The sequence below is a fragment of the Rhodoferax sp. OV413 genome (assembly GCF_945881795.1).
Taxonomy (GTDB): domain Bacteria; phylum Pseudomonadota; class Gammaproteobacteria; order Burkholderiales; family Burkholderiaceae_C; genus Allorhodoferax.
The window spans coordinates 1-15,570 of sequence record NZ_CAMCVG010000057.1 but is presented as its reverse complement, the minus strand read 5'-3'; the positions used below and the strand labels follow the sequence as shown (position 1 = coordinate 15,570).

17 protein-coding genes are annotated in these 15,570 nt (G+C 62.5%); 9 read left to right on the top strand and 8 right to left on the bottom strand.

The genetic code is table 11. The features are described 5' to 3' along the window. On the top strand, positions 1–718 hold a 718-nt coding region (locus Q0O05_RS08370; protein ID WP_293662042.1), incomplete at its 5' end, for a histone deacetylase. On the opposite strand, the gene Q0O05_RS08365 is transcribed toward Q0O05_RS08370, so the two are convergent. The 5 genes from Q0O05_RS08365 to Q0O05_RS08345 all read right to left on the bottom strand — a co-directional run bounded on the left by Q0O05_RS08365 (position 691) and on the right by Q0O05_RS08345 (position 4,347). Further along, positions 691–1,134 carry a GNAT family N-acetyltransferase gene (locus Q0O05_RS08365; protein ID WP_293662040.1) on the bottom strand — a complete coding sequence of 148 codons (444 nt, stop codon included), beginning with the start codon at positions 1,132–1,134 and terminating at the stop codon, positions 691–693. The two genes, Q0O05_RS08370 and Q0O05_RS08365, sit on opposite strands and share 28 nt — an antisense overlap. Before the next feature lie 10 nt (positions 1,135–1,144). Next, positions 1,145–1,600: a PaaI family thioesterase gene (locus Q0O05_RS08360; protein ID WP_293662038.1), complete on the bottom strand. Its 456-nt coding sequence runs from the start codon at positions 1,598–1,600 to the stop codon at positions 1,145–1,147. Between the two features lie 5 nt (positions 1,601–1,605). After that, the gene (locus tag Q0O05_RS08355) at positions 1,606–2,397 is read right to left on the bottom strand and encodes an SDR family oxidoreductase (RefSeq protein ID WP_293662044.1); all 792 of its coding nucleotides are present in this window, start codon (positions 2,395–2,397) and stop codon (positions 1,606–1,608) included. Positions 2,398–2,418: 21 nt separating this feature from the next. After that, positions 2,419–2,643, bottom strand: coding sequence for a hypothetical protein (locus tag Q0O05_RS08350; RefSeq protein WP_293662036.1), 225 nt, complete (start codon positions 2,641–2,643; stop codon positions 2,419–2,421). 75 nt (positions 2,644–2,718) lie between these two features. Then, a complete protein-coding gene (locus Q0O05_RS08345; RefSeq protein ID WP_293662034.1) occupies positions 2,719–4,347 on the bottom strand; it encodes a 3-(methylthio)propionyl-CoA ligase in 1,629 nt (542 codons plus the stop codon). A 139-nt stretch (positions 4,348–4,486) separates the two neighbouring features. Here Q0O05_RS08345 and Q0O05_RS08340 point away from each other — a divergent pair, with 139 nt between their 5' ends. From Q0O05_RS08340 to Q0O05_RS08315, 6 genes are all read left to right on the top strand, one after another. Continuing rightward, the gene (locus tag Q0O05_RS08340) at positions 4,487–6,007 is read left to right on the top strand and encodes a protein adenylyltransferase SelO (protein WP_293662032.1); all 1,521 of its coding nucleotides are present in this window, start codon (positions 4,487–4,489) and stop codon (positions 6,005–6,007) included. A gap of 9 nt (positions 6,008–6,016) precedes the next feature. Continuing rightward, the gene (gene msrB / locus Q0O05_RS08335; RefSeq protein WP_293662030.1) at positions 6,017–6,424 is read left to right on the top strand and encodes a peptide-methionine (R)-S-oxide reductase MsrB; all 408 of its coding nucleotides are present in this window, start codon (positions 6,017–6,019) and stop codon (positions 6,422–6,424) included. Between the two features lie 18 nt (positions 6,425–6,442). Then, the gene (locus Q0O05_RS08330) at positions 6,443–7,024 is read left to right on the top strand and encodes a septation protein A (RefSeq protein ID WP_293662028.1); all 582 of its coding nucleotides are present in this window, start codon (positions 6,443–6,445) and stop codon (positions 7,022–7,024) included. A gap of 5 nt (positions 7,025–7,029) precedes the next feature. Next, positions 7,030–7,350, top strand: a complete 321-nt coding sequence (locus Q0O05_RS08325; RefSeq protein ID WP_293662026.1) for a BolA family protein — start codon at positions 7,030–7,032, stop codon at positions 7,348–7,350. A gap of 10 nt (positions 7,351–7,360) precedes the next feature. Continuing rightward, positions 7,361–8,143, top strand: a complete 783-nt coding sequence (locus Q0O05_RS08320; protein ID WP_293662024.1) for a peptidylprolyl isomerase — start codon at positions 7,361–7,363, stop codon at positions 8,141–8,143. A 280-nt stretch (positions 8,144–8,423) separates the two neighbouring features. Then, on the top strand, positions 8,424–8,654 hold the full coding sequence (locus Q0O05_RS08315; protein WP_293662045.1) for a hypothetical protein: 231 nt from the start codon (positions 8,424–8,426) through the stop codon (positions 8,652–8,654). Here Q0O05_RS08315 and Q0O05_RS08310 read toward each other — a convergent pair. Next, positions 8,625–9,464: a heparan-alpha-glucosaminide N-acetyltransferase gene (locus tag Q0O05_RS08310; protein ID WP_293662022.1), complete on the bottom strand. Its 840-nt coding sequence runs from the start codon at positions 9,462–9,464 to the stop codon at positions 8,625–8,627. The two genes, Q0O05_RS08315 and Q0O05_RS08310, sit on opposite strands and share 30 nt — an antisense overlap. A gap of 68 nt (positions 9,465–9,532) precedes the next feature. Between Q0O05_RS08310 and Q0O05_RS08305 the strand changes: the two genes are divergently transcribed. Together Q0O05_RS08305 and Q0O05_RS08300 are read left to right on the top strand one after the other, a co-directional pair. Next, entirely contained in the window at positions 9,533–11,563 is a 2,031-nt protein-coding gene (locus tag Q0O05_RS08305; RefSeq protein ID WP_293662020.1) for a U32 family peptidase, read from the top strand. Between the two features lie 94 nt (positions 11,564–11,657). Next, positions 11,658–13,655, top strand: coding sequence for a GGDEF domain-containing phosphodiesterase (locus Q0O05_RS08300; RefSeq protein ID WP_293662018.1), 1,998 nt, complete (start codon positions 11,658–11,660; stop codon positions 13,653–13,655). Between the two features lie 15 nt (positions 13,656–13,670). Here Q0O05_RS08300 and Q0O05_RS08295 read toward each other — a convergent pair whose 3' ends face one another. Together Q0O05_RS08295 and Q0O05_RS08290 are read right to left on the bottom strand one after the other, a co-directional pair. After that, complete coding sequence (locus tag Q0O05_RS08295) at positions 13,671–14,309, bottom strand: NAD(P)H-dependent oxidoreductase (protein WP_293662016.1); 639 nt, start codon at positions 14,307–14,309, stop codon at positions 13,671–13,673. 37 nt (positions 14,310–14,346) lie between these two features. Then, on the bottom strand, positions 14,347–15,570 hold a 1,224-nt coding region (locus Q0O05_RS08290), incomplete at its 5' end, for a phosphoribosylformylglycinamidine synthase subunit PurQ (RefSeq protein WP_293662014.1).

Sequence of the window (15,570 nt, the reverse complement as noted above, 5' to 3'; positions counted from 1 at the left end):
GATGGCCGAGCGGGCGCTGCGCTCAGTGGGCGCCACTGTGGCGGCGGCCCGGGTGGCGCTGCGCGAGGGCCTGGCGGCCAACCTGGCGGGCGGCACACACCACGCCTATTCGCACAAAGGCGGCGGATTTTGTGTATTCAACGACCTGGCCGTGGCGGCCCGGGTGGTGCAGGCCGAGTGGGGCCGCGAGCGTGGCGCCGATGGCGGGCCGCGCCCTCCCCTGCGGGTCGCGGTGATTGACCTAGATGTGCACCAGGGCAACGGCACCGCCAGCATCTTCCGAACGGATGATTCGGTATTCACCCTCTCGATGCACGGCGACAAGAACTTTCCGTTCCGTAAGGAAGACAGCGACCTCGACATTCCCCTGCCCGACGGCTGCGCCGATGCGGATTACCTCAGCACCCTCGAGCACGCGCTGCAGGAGCTGGAGGGGCGGTTTACCCCGGGGCTGGTCTTCTTTTTGGCGGGGGCGGATCCACACGAGGGCGACCGCTTGGGCCGCTTGAAGATCAGCGCCGACGGCCTCGAGGCCCGCGACCGCCGCGTGCTGGACTGGTGCTGGCAGCGTCGCATCCCAGCAGTGATCACCATGGGCGGAGGCTACGGGGTGAACCTGCAAGACACGGTCAACGTGCAACTCACCACCTACCGCGTAGCGGCCCAGTTCAGCCAGCTATGGACCCGCCATCAGGAGCTGCGCAGCATCTCCAGGTGAGGAATTCCGTCTTCTATGTACGGCCGACCCACGTCCTCAAAACCATGGCTTGCATAAAAGTCGCGCAAATGCGCCTGCGCGCCGATACGGATGGACTGCGCGCCCCACTCGGCTTGCAGGCACGCAAGCGCCTGCACCATGAGCTGGTGGCCCAGCCCACTGCCGCGCGCACCCGGGCTGACCACGACGCGGCCGATGCTGGCCTCAGCAAACGTCACCCCCTTGGGAAAGTAGCGCGCACTGGCCAGCAATTCGGCGCCCTGCAGCCCCAACAGGTGCATGGCCTGCTGATCGAGCCCGTCCAGGTCCTGGAAAATGCAGGCCTGCTCCACCACAAACACCTCGCTGCGCAGCCGCAACAGCGCATACAGCTGCTGTGTGCTCAGCGCGTCAAACGGCAGACACTGCCAATGCACTGCAGGCGGACTAGTCGGTGGCAATGCAGTCGCCTTCCAGGTTCAGGGGGTGGATGGCGCGGCCGGCGCTGGCCAGACGCTTCATGTACTTGAAAGTGCCGGTCGCGTGCGCGCAAGCCCGGCCCTGTGTGTCGTAAATCGTGGCCTGGGTGAAGGCCATGGTGGCGGTGCGGTGCATCAGCTCGCCTTTGGCGGTCAGCGCACCCACGGCCGGCTGCATGAAGCTGGTTTTCATCTCAATGGTGACCACGCCCAACTCCGGAGTCCGGCTGCGCGCGGCACAGGCCATGGTCACATCCAGCAGCGTCATTTGCGCGCCGCCATGGGTCACCGAGAATGAGTTCAGGTGCTCGGCTGCGGGGGTGTAGACGATTTCTGCCCGGCCATCGGCAAACGCGGTGAGCGCAAAACCAAGGTGCGTGACAAACGGAATTTCCACCCCGAAGGGGTTGCTCTGCGCTGCCATGGGCCTCAGGCTCCGGTGACCGCGCTCACGCCGCCATCCACCGCCAGCCACTGGCCGGTGATGTGTTTGCCGGCATCCGACGCGTACAACACGCACAGGCCTTTGAGGTCTTCATCGTCCCCCAGGCGCCGCAGCGGCGCCGCAGCGGCCATTCGCTCCTCGCCCATGGCTTCAATCAGGCCGGCAGACATCTTGCTCGGAAAGAAGCCCGGGCAGATGGCGTTGACGGTGATGTTGTACTTGCCCCATTCGGCTGCCAGCGCGCGGGTGAAATTCAGCACCGCGCCTTTGGAGGTGTTGTAGGCAATCGTCGTCATTGCCGGCGGATTGCCGTTGAGCCCCGCAATTGACGACAGGTTGATGATGCGGCCCGAGCGGCGCGGGATCATGCTCTTTTTGGCAATCACCTGGCTGAGCACGAAGTAGCCCCGCACATTGAGGTTCATCACCTTGTCCCAGGCCTCCAGCGGGTGGTCCTCGGCGGGGGCACCCCAGGACGCACCGGCGTTGTTCACCAGAATATCCACCGGACCCAGGCGCTGCAGCGTCTCGTCGGCCAGTCGGTGAATGTCGGCTTCCCTGGCGCAATCGGCGGCAACCCAGCGGGCGTCTATGCCGGCGGCTTGCAGTTCGGCGCAGGCTTCTTCGAGGTCGGCCGCCTTGCGTGAACTCAACAACACCTTGGCGCCCGCCTCGCCCAGCGCGTGGGCCAGCTGCAGGCCCAACCCGCGCGAGCCGCCGGTAATAAGGGCGGTCTTGCCGCTGAGGTCAAAAAGCTGCTGCACGGTGCGAGGCATGGTCATATTCCTTCTCGGGCCTTATTCCTCGCGCAGGCGGGAGCGGATGTAAATCATCAGCACGCCAGCTCCGACTGCCAGACCACCAACGCCGCACAGCACAGTACCGGTAGCTTCATCCTGCCTGCCCGCAAAGTAGCCCAGCACCATCGTGATCAGGCCAACGTATATCAACATCCAGATCACGCGCTGCATGCGCAACAGACGCACATCCGTTGTGCCTTCGTACTTTTTTATAAACGCCATCCATCTGCTCCTAGCAAGAAACGTTGCACATCGTGCACGTGCCCGATTGCACCACAAGCGAATGGCGTTCGGGGCTCAGGTGGTTGGCAGCCGGTAATCGCGCAGTTGCTCCCGCAGCTTGGTTTTCTGCATCTTGCCGGTGCCGCCCAGGGGAATCGACTCGACAAACACCACATCGTCCGGCACCTGCCACTTGGCGGTCTTGCCGTCGTAGAAGGCGAGGATGTCTTCGCGGGTGACTTCGACGCCGGGTTTCTTGACCACCGCGATGATGGGCCGCTCGTCCCATTTGGGGTGCCTAATGCCGATGCAGGCCGCCATCGCCACCGCCGGGTGGGCCATGGCGATGTTTTCCACGTCGATGGAGCTGATCCACTCGCCGCCGGACTTGATGACGTCTTTGGTGCGGTCGGTGATTTGCATGAAGCCATCGGCGTCGATGGTGGCCACGTCGCCCGTCGGAAACCAGCCATCCACCAAGGGAGACTGATCCTCGCCCTTGAAGTACTCCGCAATCACCCACGGGCCTTTGACCAGCAGGTCGCCATAGCTCACTCCGTCCCACGGCACCTCGGCGCCCGCGCCATCGACAATCTTCATGTCCACACCGTAGATGCCCCGGCCCTGCTTAAGGCGCACCTTGAGCTGCGCGTCTTTGGGGAGCGTGAGGTGTTTGTTCTTGAGGGTGCACACCGTACCCAGCGGCGACATCTCGGTCATGCCCCAGGCGTGCAACACCTCCACGCCGTAGGTGTCGTTGAACGCAGAGACCATGGCCGGCGGGCAGGCTGAGCCGCCAATGACGGTCCGCTTGAGCGAGGTAAAGCGCTGCCCGGTGGCCTGCATATGGGTCAACAGCATCTGCCACACGGTCGGAACGCCGGCAGCAAAGCTCACTTTTTCCGTCTCAATCAGGTCAAAGATGGACTTGCCGTCCATGGCCGGCCCGGGAAATACCAGCTTGGCCCCGGTCATGGCGGCAGAATACGGCAGGCCCCAGGCGTTGACGTGGAACATTGGCACCACCGGCAGCACCGCGTCCCGGGCACTCATGTTCAGCGCGTCGGGCAATGCGCTGGAAAACGCGTGCAGGATGGTGGAGCGGTGGCTGTACAGCGCGCCCTTCGGGTTGCCGGTGGTGCCGCTGGTGTAGCACATGCTCGACGCTGAGTTCTCATCAAAATCGGGCCACGCGTAGGTCGCTGGTTTGGAGGCAATCCAAGCCTCATAGCTGCGCAGCCCGGGGATGCCGGAGTCCTTGGGCAGCGCGTCGGCGTCACACAGGGCAATAAAGTGCCGGATCGTCGTGCAGCGCTTGTGAATGGCCTGCACGATGGGCAGAAAGCTCATGTCAAAGCAGAGCACCTGGTCTTCGGCGTGGTTGCAAATCCAGACAATCTGGTCAGGGTGAAGGCGCGGGTTCAGGGTGTGCAACACCCGGCCCGAGCCGCTCACGCCGAAATAAAGCTCCAGGTGGCGGTAGCCGTTCCAGGCCAGCGTGGCCACACGGTCACTGAAGGCAAGGCCCAGCGTGTCCAACGCGTTGGCCACCTTGCGGGAGCGGCCGGCGAGCTGCCGGTAGTTGGTGCGGTGAATGTCACCCTCCACCCGCCGGGAGACGATTTCCCCCTCGCCGTGGTGGCGCGCCGCAAACTCAATCAAGGTGGAAATCAGCAGCTGCTGACTTTGCATCAGTCCGTACATCGCGTCACCTCTGTCTCTCTCATTTTTGTGCGCCGCCACATGGCGGCAGGCCCTGTCTTAGGGGCAGTGGCCGAGTGCATAGTACTGCGCGCAAGGCCTCAGGAATATGCGCGTTAATCCTATGCGGGACAATTCATTCATGCCCCTTTCAGCACCTATGCAAGGCGCCGTGGACCTGCAGCTCCCCTGGAACAACCGTTTTGCCAGCCTCGGCGAGGCCTTCTTTGCCCCCCTTCAGCCCACCCCACTGCCCGCTCCGTATTGGGTAGGCACCAGCGCCGCCGTGGCCCGCTGGGCCGGCTGGGAAGGGGCCCATCTGCAAAACCCCGACCTGCTGCAGGCCCTGAGCGGCAACAGGCCGCTGGCCGGGAGCGAGCCGCTGGCCAGCGTGTACAGCGGCCACCAGTTTGGCCAGTGGGCCGGGCAGCTGGGGGACGGGCGCGCGATTTTGCTGGGCGAAGTCAATGGCCTCGAGGTGCAGCTCAAAGGCGCGGGCCGCACACCGTTTTCCCGCATGGGCGACGGCCGGGCCGTGCTGCGCAGCAGCATCCGCGAGTTTCTGGCCAGCGAAGCCACGCATAGCTTGGGCATTCCCACGACCCGCGCCCTGTGCGTGACCGGCTCCGACGCGCCGGTGCGCCGCGAAACCCTGGAGACCGCCGCCGTGGTCACGCGGCTGGCGCCAAGCTTCATCCGGTTTGGGCACTTTGAGCATTTTTGCCACCACGGCATGCCTGACGAACTCAAGGCGCTGGCAGACTTTGTTATCGACCACCACTACCCCGACTGCCGGCGCGACCCGCGCTGGGGCGGCAATCCCTATGTGGCGCTCTTGGCCGCGGTGACCGCCCGCACGGCTGACATGGTGGCGCACTGGCAGTCGGTCGGCTTCTGCCACGGGGTGATGAACACCGACAACATGAGCATTCTGGGCCTGACCATCGACTACGGGCCCTTCCAGTTCATGGACGCCTACGACCCCGCCCACATCTGCAACCACTCCGATAACACCGGCCGCTACGCCTTCTACAAGCAGCCCAATGTGGCCTACTGGAACCTGTTTTGCCTAGGCCAGGCGATGATGCCGCTTATCGACGAGCAAGACCAGGCGATTGCCGCCCTCGAGACCTTCAAAGACCTCTACCCCCGCGCGCTGGCGCGCCGCATGGCAGCCAAGCTTGGGCTGGCCCATCCGCAAGACACCCGTCCGCAAAATGACTACGAAATGGCGGCGCCGGCCCCTGTGATTGAGGGCGTGCTCACGCTGCTGGCCGCGGGCAAGGTGGACTTCACCATCTTCTGGCGGCAGCTGAGTCATTGGGTGAGGGACGGAGGTGATGCCGGCAGCCGAGATGCGGTGCGTGATTTGTTTCTGGATAGAGGCGGTTTTGATGCCTGGTTGCTATCGTATTCGGAGCTGCTCGCGCATATTCCACGGGCTCAGGCGGCCGATTTGATGCTAAAAACCAACCCCAAGTTCGTTCTGCGCAACCACCTCGGTGAGCAAGCCATCGAGGCCGCACGGCAGAAAGATTTCCGCATGGTGGCAGACCTGCTGCGCGTGCTGGAAGCCCCGTTTGACGAGCATCCCGACTGCGAATCCTGGGCCGGCTTTGCGCCGGACTGGGCCGCGCAGATTTCTATCAGCTGTAGTTCTTAGGAGCGCCCCATGACATTCCCCATCCAAAAAACCGACGCCGAGTGGAAGGCGCTGTTAGCCGAGAAAGGCGCAGAACCGGTCGCCTTTCAGGTCACCCGCCAGGCCGCCACCGAGCGGCCCTTCAGCGGCAGATTCGAAACCCACTGGGCCGACGGCAGCTACCACTGCATCTGCTGCAACGCCAAGCTGTTTGACTCGGGCACCAAGTTCGACGCCCACTGCGGCTGGCCCAGCTTTTCGCTGGCCATTCCCGGTGCGATCACCGAAATCACCGACCGCAGCCACGGCATGGTGCGGGTGGAAACCGTGTGCAGCCAGTGCGGCGCGCATCTGGGCCATGTGTTTGACGACGGCCCCACCGAGACCGGCCTGCGCTACTGCATGAATTCCGCCTCGCTACACTTCACGCCGACCTGAAATCACCGTGAAAGCCCCATGAAAGCACTGCTCGACTTCATCCCCATCCTGCTGTTTTTTGCAGCCTACAAGCTGCACGACAGCTTTGGCGTGAGCAAAGACGAGGCCATCTTTTTTGCCACCCCGGTGCTCATGGGCGCCACCGTGGTGCAGATGGCCATCATCTACTGGCTGGACAAAAAGCTCAGCACCATGCACAAAATCACGCTGGGCATGATTCTGGTGTTCGGCAGCATCACGCTTCTGCTGCATGACAAGCGCTTCATCATGTGGAAACCCACCGTGCTGTACGCAGGCATGTCGATCGCGCTGGCGGTGGCGGTCTGGGGCATGAAAATCAACTTCCTGAAGTCCTTGCTCGGCAGCCAGCTGAATTTGCCCGACGGCGTCTGGCACCGGCTCAACATCGCCTGGGTCGGCTACACCGCGTTCATGGCCATCAGCAATGCCTATGTGGCCACCTATTTCAGCGAAGACGCCTGGGCCAACTTCAAGCTCTGGGGATATGTGTTCCCGCTGGTTTTCCTGATCGGCCAGGGCCTCTACATCTCGCCCCACCTCAAGGGCAAAGACACAGATGGCGAACCGCCAGCCTCCTGATCCCGATGACCATCACACCCACCCCACCGCTGCCCACCACCGCGGCACTCGAGCAGCGGCTGCGCGAGCGCCTGCAACCGGACCGCCTCGACGTCATCGACGAAAGCTGGCAGCATGCCGGTCATATGGGAGCCAACGAGGCCGGTATTGGCACCCATTTCAGGGTGCAGATTGCCTCACATTTATTCACCGGAATGAGCCGCGTGGCACGACATCGCCTTGTGTATGATTCGTTGCAAGATTTCATTGACCAAGGGCTGCACGCTCTGGCCATTGAGGCCGAAGCCTCGCCCACCGGCACCGCACCGATTACAAAAAATCCCTGAAGGAAACGCTATGAAGAAGCAAATTTTGTCCGCCCTGGCTGCAGCAAGCCTGCTGGCAGTGGCCTCCGGCGCGCTGGCGCAAAACGTCGCCATCGTGAACGGCAAAGCAGTGCCCAAGAGCCGCGTGGAAGCCTTGGCCCAGCAAGTCGCCCGCTCCGGCCGTCCGGTGACGCCCGATATGCAAGGCCAGCTGCGCGAGGAAGTGATTGCCCGCGAAATCTTCGTGCAAGAAGCGCAGGCGCGCGGCCTTGACGCCACCGAAGACTACAAAAACCAGCTGGAAATGAACCGCCAGACCATCCTGATCCGCGAGCTGTTTGCCGACTTCCAGAAAAAGAACCCGGTCACTGACGAAGAAATCAAGGCCGAGTACGACAAGTTTGCCGCGGCCAATGCCGGCAAGGAATACCGCGCCCGTCACATCCTGGTTGAGAAAGAAGACCAGGCCAAGTCCCTGATTGCCCAGCTTAAAAAGGGCGCCAAGTTTGAAGACCTGGCCAAGAAGAACTCCAAAGATCCCGGCTCCGGCGCCAACGGCGGCGACCTCGACTGGGCCAACGCCAGCAGCTATGTGAAAGAGTTTTCTGATGCACTGGTGGCACTGACCAAGGGCAAAGTTTCTGACGCCCCGGTCAAAACCCAGTTCGGCTACCACGTCATCCGCCTCGACGACGTGCGCGACTCCCAGCTGCCCAAGCTCGAGGACGTGAAGCCGCAAGTCGCCCAGCAATTGCTGCAGCAAAAGATGGGCAAGTACCAGGAAGAACTGCGCGCCAAGGCCAAGGTCGAATAATCGGACCAGTCTCAAGCGCCCCTCCCGGCGTCTCCCCCAGAAAAGCGGCTTCGGCCGCTTTTTTTATGGGCAGGCGCGCGCGTGCTGATCTCTTACCACGTGGTAGGCCTGGCAAGTGCCCCAGCGCACAGACCCTGGGCGCCCGGGTGCTTCCAATGCGCAGAAGGCCACCCCATGCGCAAACCAGTTCCTCTCTTTCTTACCCTGCTTGTAACCCTGATGCTGGCTATGTTGACGCTGAGCCTGAGCGGCTGCGGCTTCAACACGTTCCAAAGCGCCGATGAACCAGGGTGTCCTGTTCAAACTTGGTTTCGCCTTTCACCGTGCTCACCAGATTGGGGACCACGCGCTGGGGATTCCGGTGGCCGCTGGTTTGCTCTACCCGTTCACCGGATGGCTTCTTTCACCCATGATTGCGGCCTTGGCCATGAGCCTCAGCTCGGTGTCGGTGATCGGCAATGCCCTGCGCCTGGCGCGAGCACTACCCCGCGAAGCCGCCAAGCCAACCTGACGCGCCTGCCAGCCACAGCAGGCCCAGCATGACCGGCTGGTGCAGGAGGTAGTACACCAGACTGTGCCGGCCCAGCCGTGCCAAGGCGCCGCGCAGCCAAGCGCCCCCTACGGCGAGGGGTGCCGCCACTGTCTGCCGCTGCGGTGGCGCAACTTTTGGCTGCCGCTGACTTGCTGCAAGCCAGCGCTGCATGCCGCCACACCCCAGCAGCATCACGCCCCACCAGGGGAAGATGGGCGCAAAGTCCTCGGTCACGGGCAGACGCGTAATCAGACCCAGCCAGTTCAGGCTGCGGCTGTCTAAGTCAATGCCAAAAACGCTGTTTGCTCCCGTCGCTATTGCGCTGCCAGCTATCAAATGCGTAGCAATTACCAGCAGGCCCAGCGCCGCACAGCCCCAGCCGGGGCGAGCATTCATCTGCACCCAAGGGGCGACAAGGCGCAGCAGCAATAGCATCACCGCCATACCGTGCAGCACCCCGAAGTAAATAAAGCTGTCCGGAAACATGAACCACGAACCCAGCGACACCAGCGCCGCAGCGGCTGCAATCTGCGCCAAGCGCCACCCGAACTGCCGCCAGCTTTGCGCCGGACCCAACACCGCCCCTTGAGCCACCGCCTGCCCCGCGCCGGCGCAAAGCAAAAACAGACTGAGGATGGCGGTACGCTGCCAGGTCCAGAACGGGTCGTGGTGAAAGTCTTGCGTAATCAGGCCCGCGTTGTTGAGGTCAAAGCAAAAGTGAAAGACCGTCATCCACACCATTGCAAGTCCGCGGGCGGTGTCGAGGGCGTCGATGCGGTAGGCTGGCATGACAGGAGTTTAGAGCGCGCAGAGAGCCGTCAACCCGCGGCGCTGCCCCTGCGGGATAATCGCGTCCCATGTCTTTGCAAGATTTTCAACTCGAGTTGTTGTCTCCTGCGCGCACCGCAGAGATTGGTATCGAAGCAGTGAACCACGGTGCCGATGCGGTCTACATCGGCGGCCCGGGCTTCGGGGCCCGATCGAGTGCGGACAACAGCGTGGCCGATATTGCGCGGCTGGTGCAACATGCGCACCGGTTTAACAGCCGCATCTTCGTCACCATGAACACCATCCTGCGGGACGACGAGCTTGAGCCCGCACGCCGCCAGGCCTGGCAGTTGTACGAGGCGGGCGTGGACGCGCTGATCGTGCAGGACATGGGGCTACTGGCTATTGATATGCCGCCCCTGCAGCTGCACGCCAGCACCCAGACCGACATCCGCACCCCCGAGAAGGCCCGCTTTTTGCAGGATGTGGGCCTGTCGCAAATCGTGCTGGCGCGCGAGCTCACCGTGGCGCAGATTGCCGCCATCCGCGCGGCCACCAACCCCGAGACGTGCACGCTGGAATTTTTCATTCACGGCGCGCTGTGTGTGGCCTACAGCGGGCAGTGCTACATCAGCGCGGCCCACACCGGGCGCAGCGCCAACCGCGGCGAATGCAGCCAGGCCTGCCGCCTGCCCTACCAGGTGGTGGACGACAAGGGCCGCTTTGTGGCGCATGACAAGCACGTGCTCTCGATGAAAGACAACAACCAGAGCGAGAACCTGGCGGCTCTGGTGGATGCGGGCATTCGCAGCTTCAAGATTGAGGGGCGCTACAAGGACATGGGCTATGTGAAAAACATTACCGCCCATTACCGCAAATTGCTCGACCGCCTGATAGAAGACCGGCAGGATTCGGCCGACCCGCAGCGCTTTCCGCTGGCGCGAAGCAGCAGCGGGCGCACCACCTTCACCTTCGAGCCCGACCCCAACCAGAACTTCAACCGCGAGTTCACCGACTACTTTGTGCAGGGCCGGCAAATCGACATCGGCGCGTTTGACAGCCCTAAGAACCCCGGCCAGCCCATCGGGTTTGTCACCAAAGTCAACGCCGACAGCGTGGAGCTTGAGCTCAACGACCACAGCCGGCACTTAAGCAACGGCGACGGCCTGTGCTACTTCGATTTGCAGAAAGAACTGGTGGGGCTGGCGATTAACCGCGCCGAGCCCCTGAACGCGGCCAAGGGCCTGTGGCGCATATTCCCCAAAGACCCGATACCCGGCTTGAAAGACCTGCGTAAAGGTGTGGAGGTCAACCGCAACCGCGATGTGCACTGGACCCGCGTGCTCGACAAAAAGAGCAGCGAGCGCCGCATTGGCGTGTGGTCGTGCTTGAGCGAGACTGCGGACGGCATTGCCCTGACCCTGACCGATGAAGACGGCTTCACCGCCACCGCCCGCACCACCCTGCCCCGCCAGCAAGCCAAGGACGCCGCCACCGCCCTGGATGCGCTGCGCGAAAACCTGAGCAAGATGGGCGCCACCATCTTCGCCGCGCTCGATGTGCAGGTGCAGTTCAGCCGGCCGTGGTTTGTACCGGCATCGGTGCTGAATCCGCTGCGCCGCGAGGCAACGGAGGTGCTGGAGCGCGCGCGCGCGGCCGGTTTTGTGCGGCTGGTGCCCGGCGTGCCGGTGGAGCCGCCGGTGCCCTACCCCGAGGACACCCTGAGCTATCTGGCCAATGTGTTCAACCAGTCCGCGCACGGCTTTTATGCCAAGCATGGCGTCAAGGTCATCGCCCCCGCCTATGAGGCGGTCGAAGAAAGCGGCGAGGTGAGCCTGATGATTACCAAGCACTGCGTGCGCTTCTCGCTCAGCCTGTGCCCCAAGCAGGCCAAAGGCGTGACCGGCGTGCAGGGGCAGGTGAGGGCCGAGCCGCTGCAACTCATCAACGGCAAAGAAAAACTCACTCTACGCTTTGACTGCAAGCCCTGCGAGATGCATGTGGTGGGCAAGATGAAGCCGGCGGTGGCGCGGCAGTCGCTGCAGGAACTGGACGCCGCCCGCAAGGGGCTGCCCGCCGAGGCACCCGTAGTGTTTTATAAGACCATGCCCTTGCACTGATTCCTACAAGCCCGCACAAACAGCGGAGTAATTTGAGCACCCTAGAATGCCCGTGGGAGATCAGAAAAACAATGTCACAAGCACCCCGCACCCCATGACCCGCCAAGCATTACAAGACATCCAACATGGCGAAGGCGATGTCTATGCGATTTCAGAGCGCCTTCTCGAAGAACTAGAGGCCAGCAACCGCATTGAGGCCATGGCCCAGTCGCGGGTGATTGCGATTACTTCGCTGGTTTTGGGCTGCTTTGTGATGCTGTTGGCGGCGCATGCCTTCTGGGTCAAAGCCCAAGGATTGGACTCGGTGGATCATCCCGTCATGACCATGCTCTCAGGGCTGTTCCTGTTTGGCGTAGCGGCTTATATCCGCAACAAACAAGAATATTCCCGGGAAACGGCCAGGCGGCTCACCACCTTGGCCTGCGTGGTGTATTTCACGGTATTCATCAGCAACGACTATGTTGGCTATTACACGCTGCCAGGCTTCGTCATCATTCTGCACATCTTTGCCCCGCCTAAGACGGCCCTGTTTTTTTCACTTTTCTCCGCGGTCTTTGGCTGCGCCCTGGTGCTGTACCCCACGCAAACGGTGGAGACCGCTATCCTGTTGCGGATCTTGATTGACTGCGTCATTGCGATGGTGATGCTGCAAGTCACCTTGCGCCAGCGGATTCGGCTCAATAAGGTGGCGCAGTGGGTGGCGGGCCAGCTCACAACGATGGTGCGCGGTCTCAAATCAGACCTCGACGTGGCCACACTGGCCAGCGAAATGGCCTCCAAAATCGACAGGCAAACCGGCCTCCTGAATGGCGCGGCTTTTGAGGAGGCGCTGAAACGCGAACTGGACCTGCGTTCCACCGGCCGGCCGGCCGCCATCATCAACCTGCGACTGGAGCATGCGGAAGATTTTCTGGCGCCCTTTGATGACGAAGACCGGGAGCTTTTTCTGTTGTCGGTGGTCAATACACTCGCCGGCATCTTGCAGCCCACCCCGATGGCGCGCTTGGCCAAGTGGGAGTTTGCCGGCATCTTGAACCTCGACACCTCCGGGCAGAATTTTTCCGAACAGGTTTCCCAGCGCCTGGCGCGTCTGCAACAGCCTTTGATATTCAACAAACGCCGCCTGCCGCTCTACCCCCGCATCGGCGTTGCCTTCTGGCCTCAAGCTACCGACAACGCCAAGCGCCTCGCCCTGTGCGCAGAGATTGCGCAAAAGGCGGCAGGCGACATGCGCCGCACCGACCCGGTGTTTTTTGAGCCGGCCATGGAAGCCCTGGTGCTGGACCGTGTGAACATTACCCAGTCGATCGACAGGGCCATGGAGAACAATGAGTTCGTCCTGTACTACCAGCCCATCATCAGCACACAGCGCGGGCCTATCCATAAAACCGAGGCGCTTATCCGTTGGATAGACCCCCAGCGCGGCATGATTTCGCCGGCCGAATTCATACCGCTGGCGGAGTCGTACGGCAAGATCAACGAACTCACCAAATGGGTCATGACCAAGGCGGTCCAGCAGGTCCGGCTCTGGCGGGCGCAGATCCGGCCGAATTTTCAGGTGAGCGTGAATGTGCCGCCGTCGTTCCTGGAGTGGTTTGCCGAAAACCGGCCCGAGGGTCTGACATGGCTGATGGCGCTCAAGTGCCCGCGTAACGGCGTGGTGATTGAGATCACCGAAGGTGCTTTCCTGAACGTAACTCCTGAAATTTTGACGGTGGTGCGCATCTTCCGCGCCTGGGGTGTGGAGGTGGCGCTGGACGACTTTGGCGTGGGGTATTCGAGTTTCGGCCAGCTCGACCGGCTGCCGCTGGACTACATCAAGCTCGACAAGGCGCTGGTGGACCATATCGAGACCACGCCGACCAAGCTCGCCATCTGCCGCACCATCATCAGCCTGGCGCACGAGCTGCAGCTGCGCGTGGTGGCTGAAGGCGTGGAGACCATGAACCAGGCGCTGCTGCTTTCGGATGCGCGCTGCGACTACCTGCAGGGCTTTGTGTATTCCAAGCCGCTGCCGCCCGCCGGATTCGAGAAGTTTGTAGCCGCCTGGACCGACAAGGCCCAAGACCTCGAGTTCGACGACGAGGACTGAGCCCCGCAGGGGTAGTTAGATGATTTCGGTCACAAAGTTGGCGCGACTGCGGCGCACTTTTTTCAGGCCGGCCAGCCAGTCGCCTTCGTCGGCGCGGTAGCCCAAAGGCATGAGCACCACGCTGCGCAGGCCGCGCGCGGCAAGCCCCAAAATCTCATCCACCGCCTTGGGGTCAAATCCCTCCATCGGTGTCGCATCCACCCGCTCTTCTGCGGCGGCAATCAGCGCGGTGCCCACGGCAATGTAGGCCTGGCGCGCTGCGTGCTGGTAGTTGGTTTCGGCATCACGGGGTACGTAAGTGCCAAGAATCATCTTGCGGTAGTTTTCCCAGCCTTCGTTGGTCGTGCCACGCTCGGCGTTGACCAGATCAAACATCATGTTGATGCGCTCAGCCGTGTAGTTGTCCCACGCAGCAAACACCAGCAGGTGCGAGCCGTCGGCCACTTGGGCCTGCCCCATGGCGGCGGGTACGAGTTTTTCGCGCAGCGCCTTGTTGCTCACCACCAGCATCTCATAGGGCTGCATGCCGCTGGACGTGGCGCTCAGGCGGATGGCTTCGAGGATGCGGTCGAGCTTGTCTTGGGGCACCACCTTGGAGGGGTTGAACTTTTTGGTGGCGTAGCGCCATTGCAGCGTGCTGATCAGGTCGGTCATGGGAATTAACTCCGGAGGTTGGTGGGGATTGAAAAACTTAGCCTATCCACCTGCGGGCATTGCGCCAGAGCTGCATCCAGGGGCTCAAGGCATTCTTGTCCAGCGACGTCCAGCTCATCTGTACGTTGCGGAACACGCGCTCGGGGTGCGGCATCATGGCGGTGAAGCGGCCGTCCGCGGTGGTGACCGCGGTCAGGCCGCCGGGGCTGCCGTTGGGGTTGAACGGGTAGGCTTCGGTGGCGGCGCCGGCGTTGTCCACATAGCGCATGGCAGAAATAGCTTTGTCGGCGTTACCGCGGTAGTGGAAATTGGCATAGCCCTCGCCATGGGCCACGGCAATCGGCAGGCGCATACCGGCCAGGTCGGTAAAAAACAGCGAGGGCGATTCCAGTACTTCCACCATCGACAGGCGGGCCTCGAAGCGCTCGCTCTGGTTGGTCGTAAAACGCGGCCAGTCTTGCGCGCCGGGAATGATGTTCGCCAGCTCGGCAAACATCTGGCATCCGTTGCACACACCCAGCCCGAAGGTGTCCGTGCGGGCAAAGAAGGCCTTGAATTGCTCGGACAGCGCGTCGTTAAAGGTGATGCTGCGCGCCCAGCCGATGCCGGCGCCCAGCGTGTCGCCGTAACTGAAGCCGCCGCACGCCACCAGGCCCTGAAAGTCTTCGAGTCTGGCGCGGCCGGTCTGCAGGTCGGTCATGTGCACGTCGAAGGCTTCAAAGCCTGCCTCGGTAAAGGCGTAGGCCATCTCGATGTGGGAGTTGACGCCCTGCTCGCGCAGCACCGCCACCTTGGGGCGGCTGGTCATCACCGCAGGCGATTGCAAAGCCGCGGCAGGCGCTCCTGAATTGATAGCTGCCTGCGCAGACTCCACAAGCGCTAGCGCCTTGTTAGGCAGGTAAATGTGCATCCCGGGGTCGTTCGCAGCACCGGCGGCGGCGTGTTCCGCATCGGCACAGGCGGGGTTGTCGCGCTGCTGGGCGATCTTCCAGCTGACCGCATCCCAGACCTGATGCAGGTCGGAGAGCTTGGCGCTGAAGATGCTTTTGGCGTCGCGCCAGATTTGCAGCTCGCCCTTGCCAGCAAAGGAATCGGGAGCCCCTGCGGTAGCCGGCACCGCCGCTGGACGCGTCTTGCCAATGAAGTGGCTGAACTTGGACAAGCCATGCTCGCGCAGTGTGGCCATCACCTCCGAGCGCTCTGAGGTGCGCACTTGCAGCACCACGCCCAGCTCTTCGCTGAACAGGGCCTTGAGCGTGAG

Bases quoted from the DNA above. Each gene is read 5' to 3' on its own strand.
- Q0O05_RS08360 (WP_293662038.1), bottom strand. From the start codon at position 1,600: ATGGCAGCGCAGAGCAACCCCTTCGGGGTGGAAATTCCGTTTGTCACG.
- Q0O05_RS08355 (WP_293662044.1), bottom strand. From the start codon at position 2,397: ATGCCTCGCACCGTGCAGCAGCTTTTTGACCTCAGCGGCAAGACCGCC.
- Q0O05_RS08350 (WP_293662036.1), bottom strand. From the start codon at position 2,643: ATGGCGTTTATAAAAAAGTACGAAGGCACAACGGATGTGCGTCTGTTG.
- Q0O05_RS08345 (WP_293662034.1), bottom strand. From the start codon at position 4,347: ATGTACGGACTGATGCAAAGTCAGCAGCTGCTGATTTCCACCTTGATT.
- Q0O05_RS08340 (WP_293662032.1), top strand. From the start codon at position 4,487: ATGCCCCTTTCAGCACCTATGCAAGGCGCCGTGGACCTGCAGCTCCCC.
- msrB (WP_293662030.1), top strand. From the start codon at position 6,017: ATGACATTCCCCATCCAAAAAACCGACGCCGAGTGGAAGGCGCTGTTA.
- Q0O05_RS08330 (WP_293662028.1), top strand. From the start codon at position 6,443: ATGAAAGCACTGCTCGACTTCATCCCCATCCTGCTGTTTTTTGCAGCC.
- Q0O05_RS08325 (WP_293662026.1), top strand. From the start codon at position 7,030: ATGACCATCACACCCACCCCACCGCTGCCCACCACCGCGGCACTCGAG.
- Q0O05_RS08320 (WP_293662024.1), top strand. From the start codon at position 7,361: ATGAAGAAGCAAATTTTGTCCGCCCTGGCTGCAGCAAGCCTGCTGGCA.
- Q0O05_RS08315 (WP_293662045.1), top strand. From the start codon at position 8,424: ATGAACCAGGGTGTCCTGTTCAAACTTGGTTTCGCCTTTCACCGTGCT.
- Q0O05_RS08310 (WP_293662022.1), bottom strand. From the start codon at position 9,464: ATGCCAGCCTACCGCATCGACGCCCTCGACACCGCCCGCGGACTTGCA.
- Q0O05_RS08305 (WP_293662020.1), top strand. From the start codon at position 9,533: ATGTCTTTGCAAGATTTTCAACTCGAGTTGTTGTCTCCTGCGCGCACC.
- Q0O05_RS08300 (WP_293662018.1), top strand. From the start codon at position 11,658: ATGACCCGCCAAGCATTACAAGACATCCAACATGGCGAAGGCGATGTC.
- Q0O05_RS08295 (WP_293662016.1), bottom strand. From the start codon at position 14,309: ATGACCGACCTGATCAGCACGCTGCAATGGCGCTACGCCACCAAAAAG.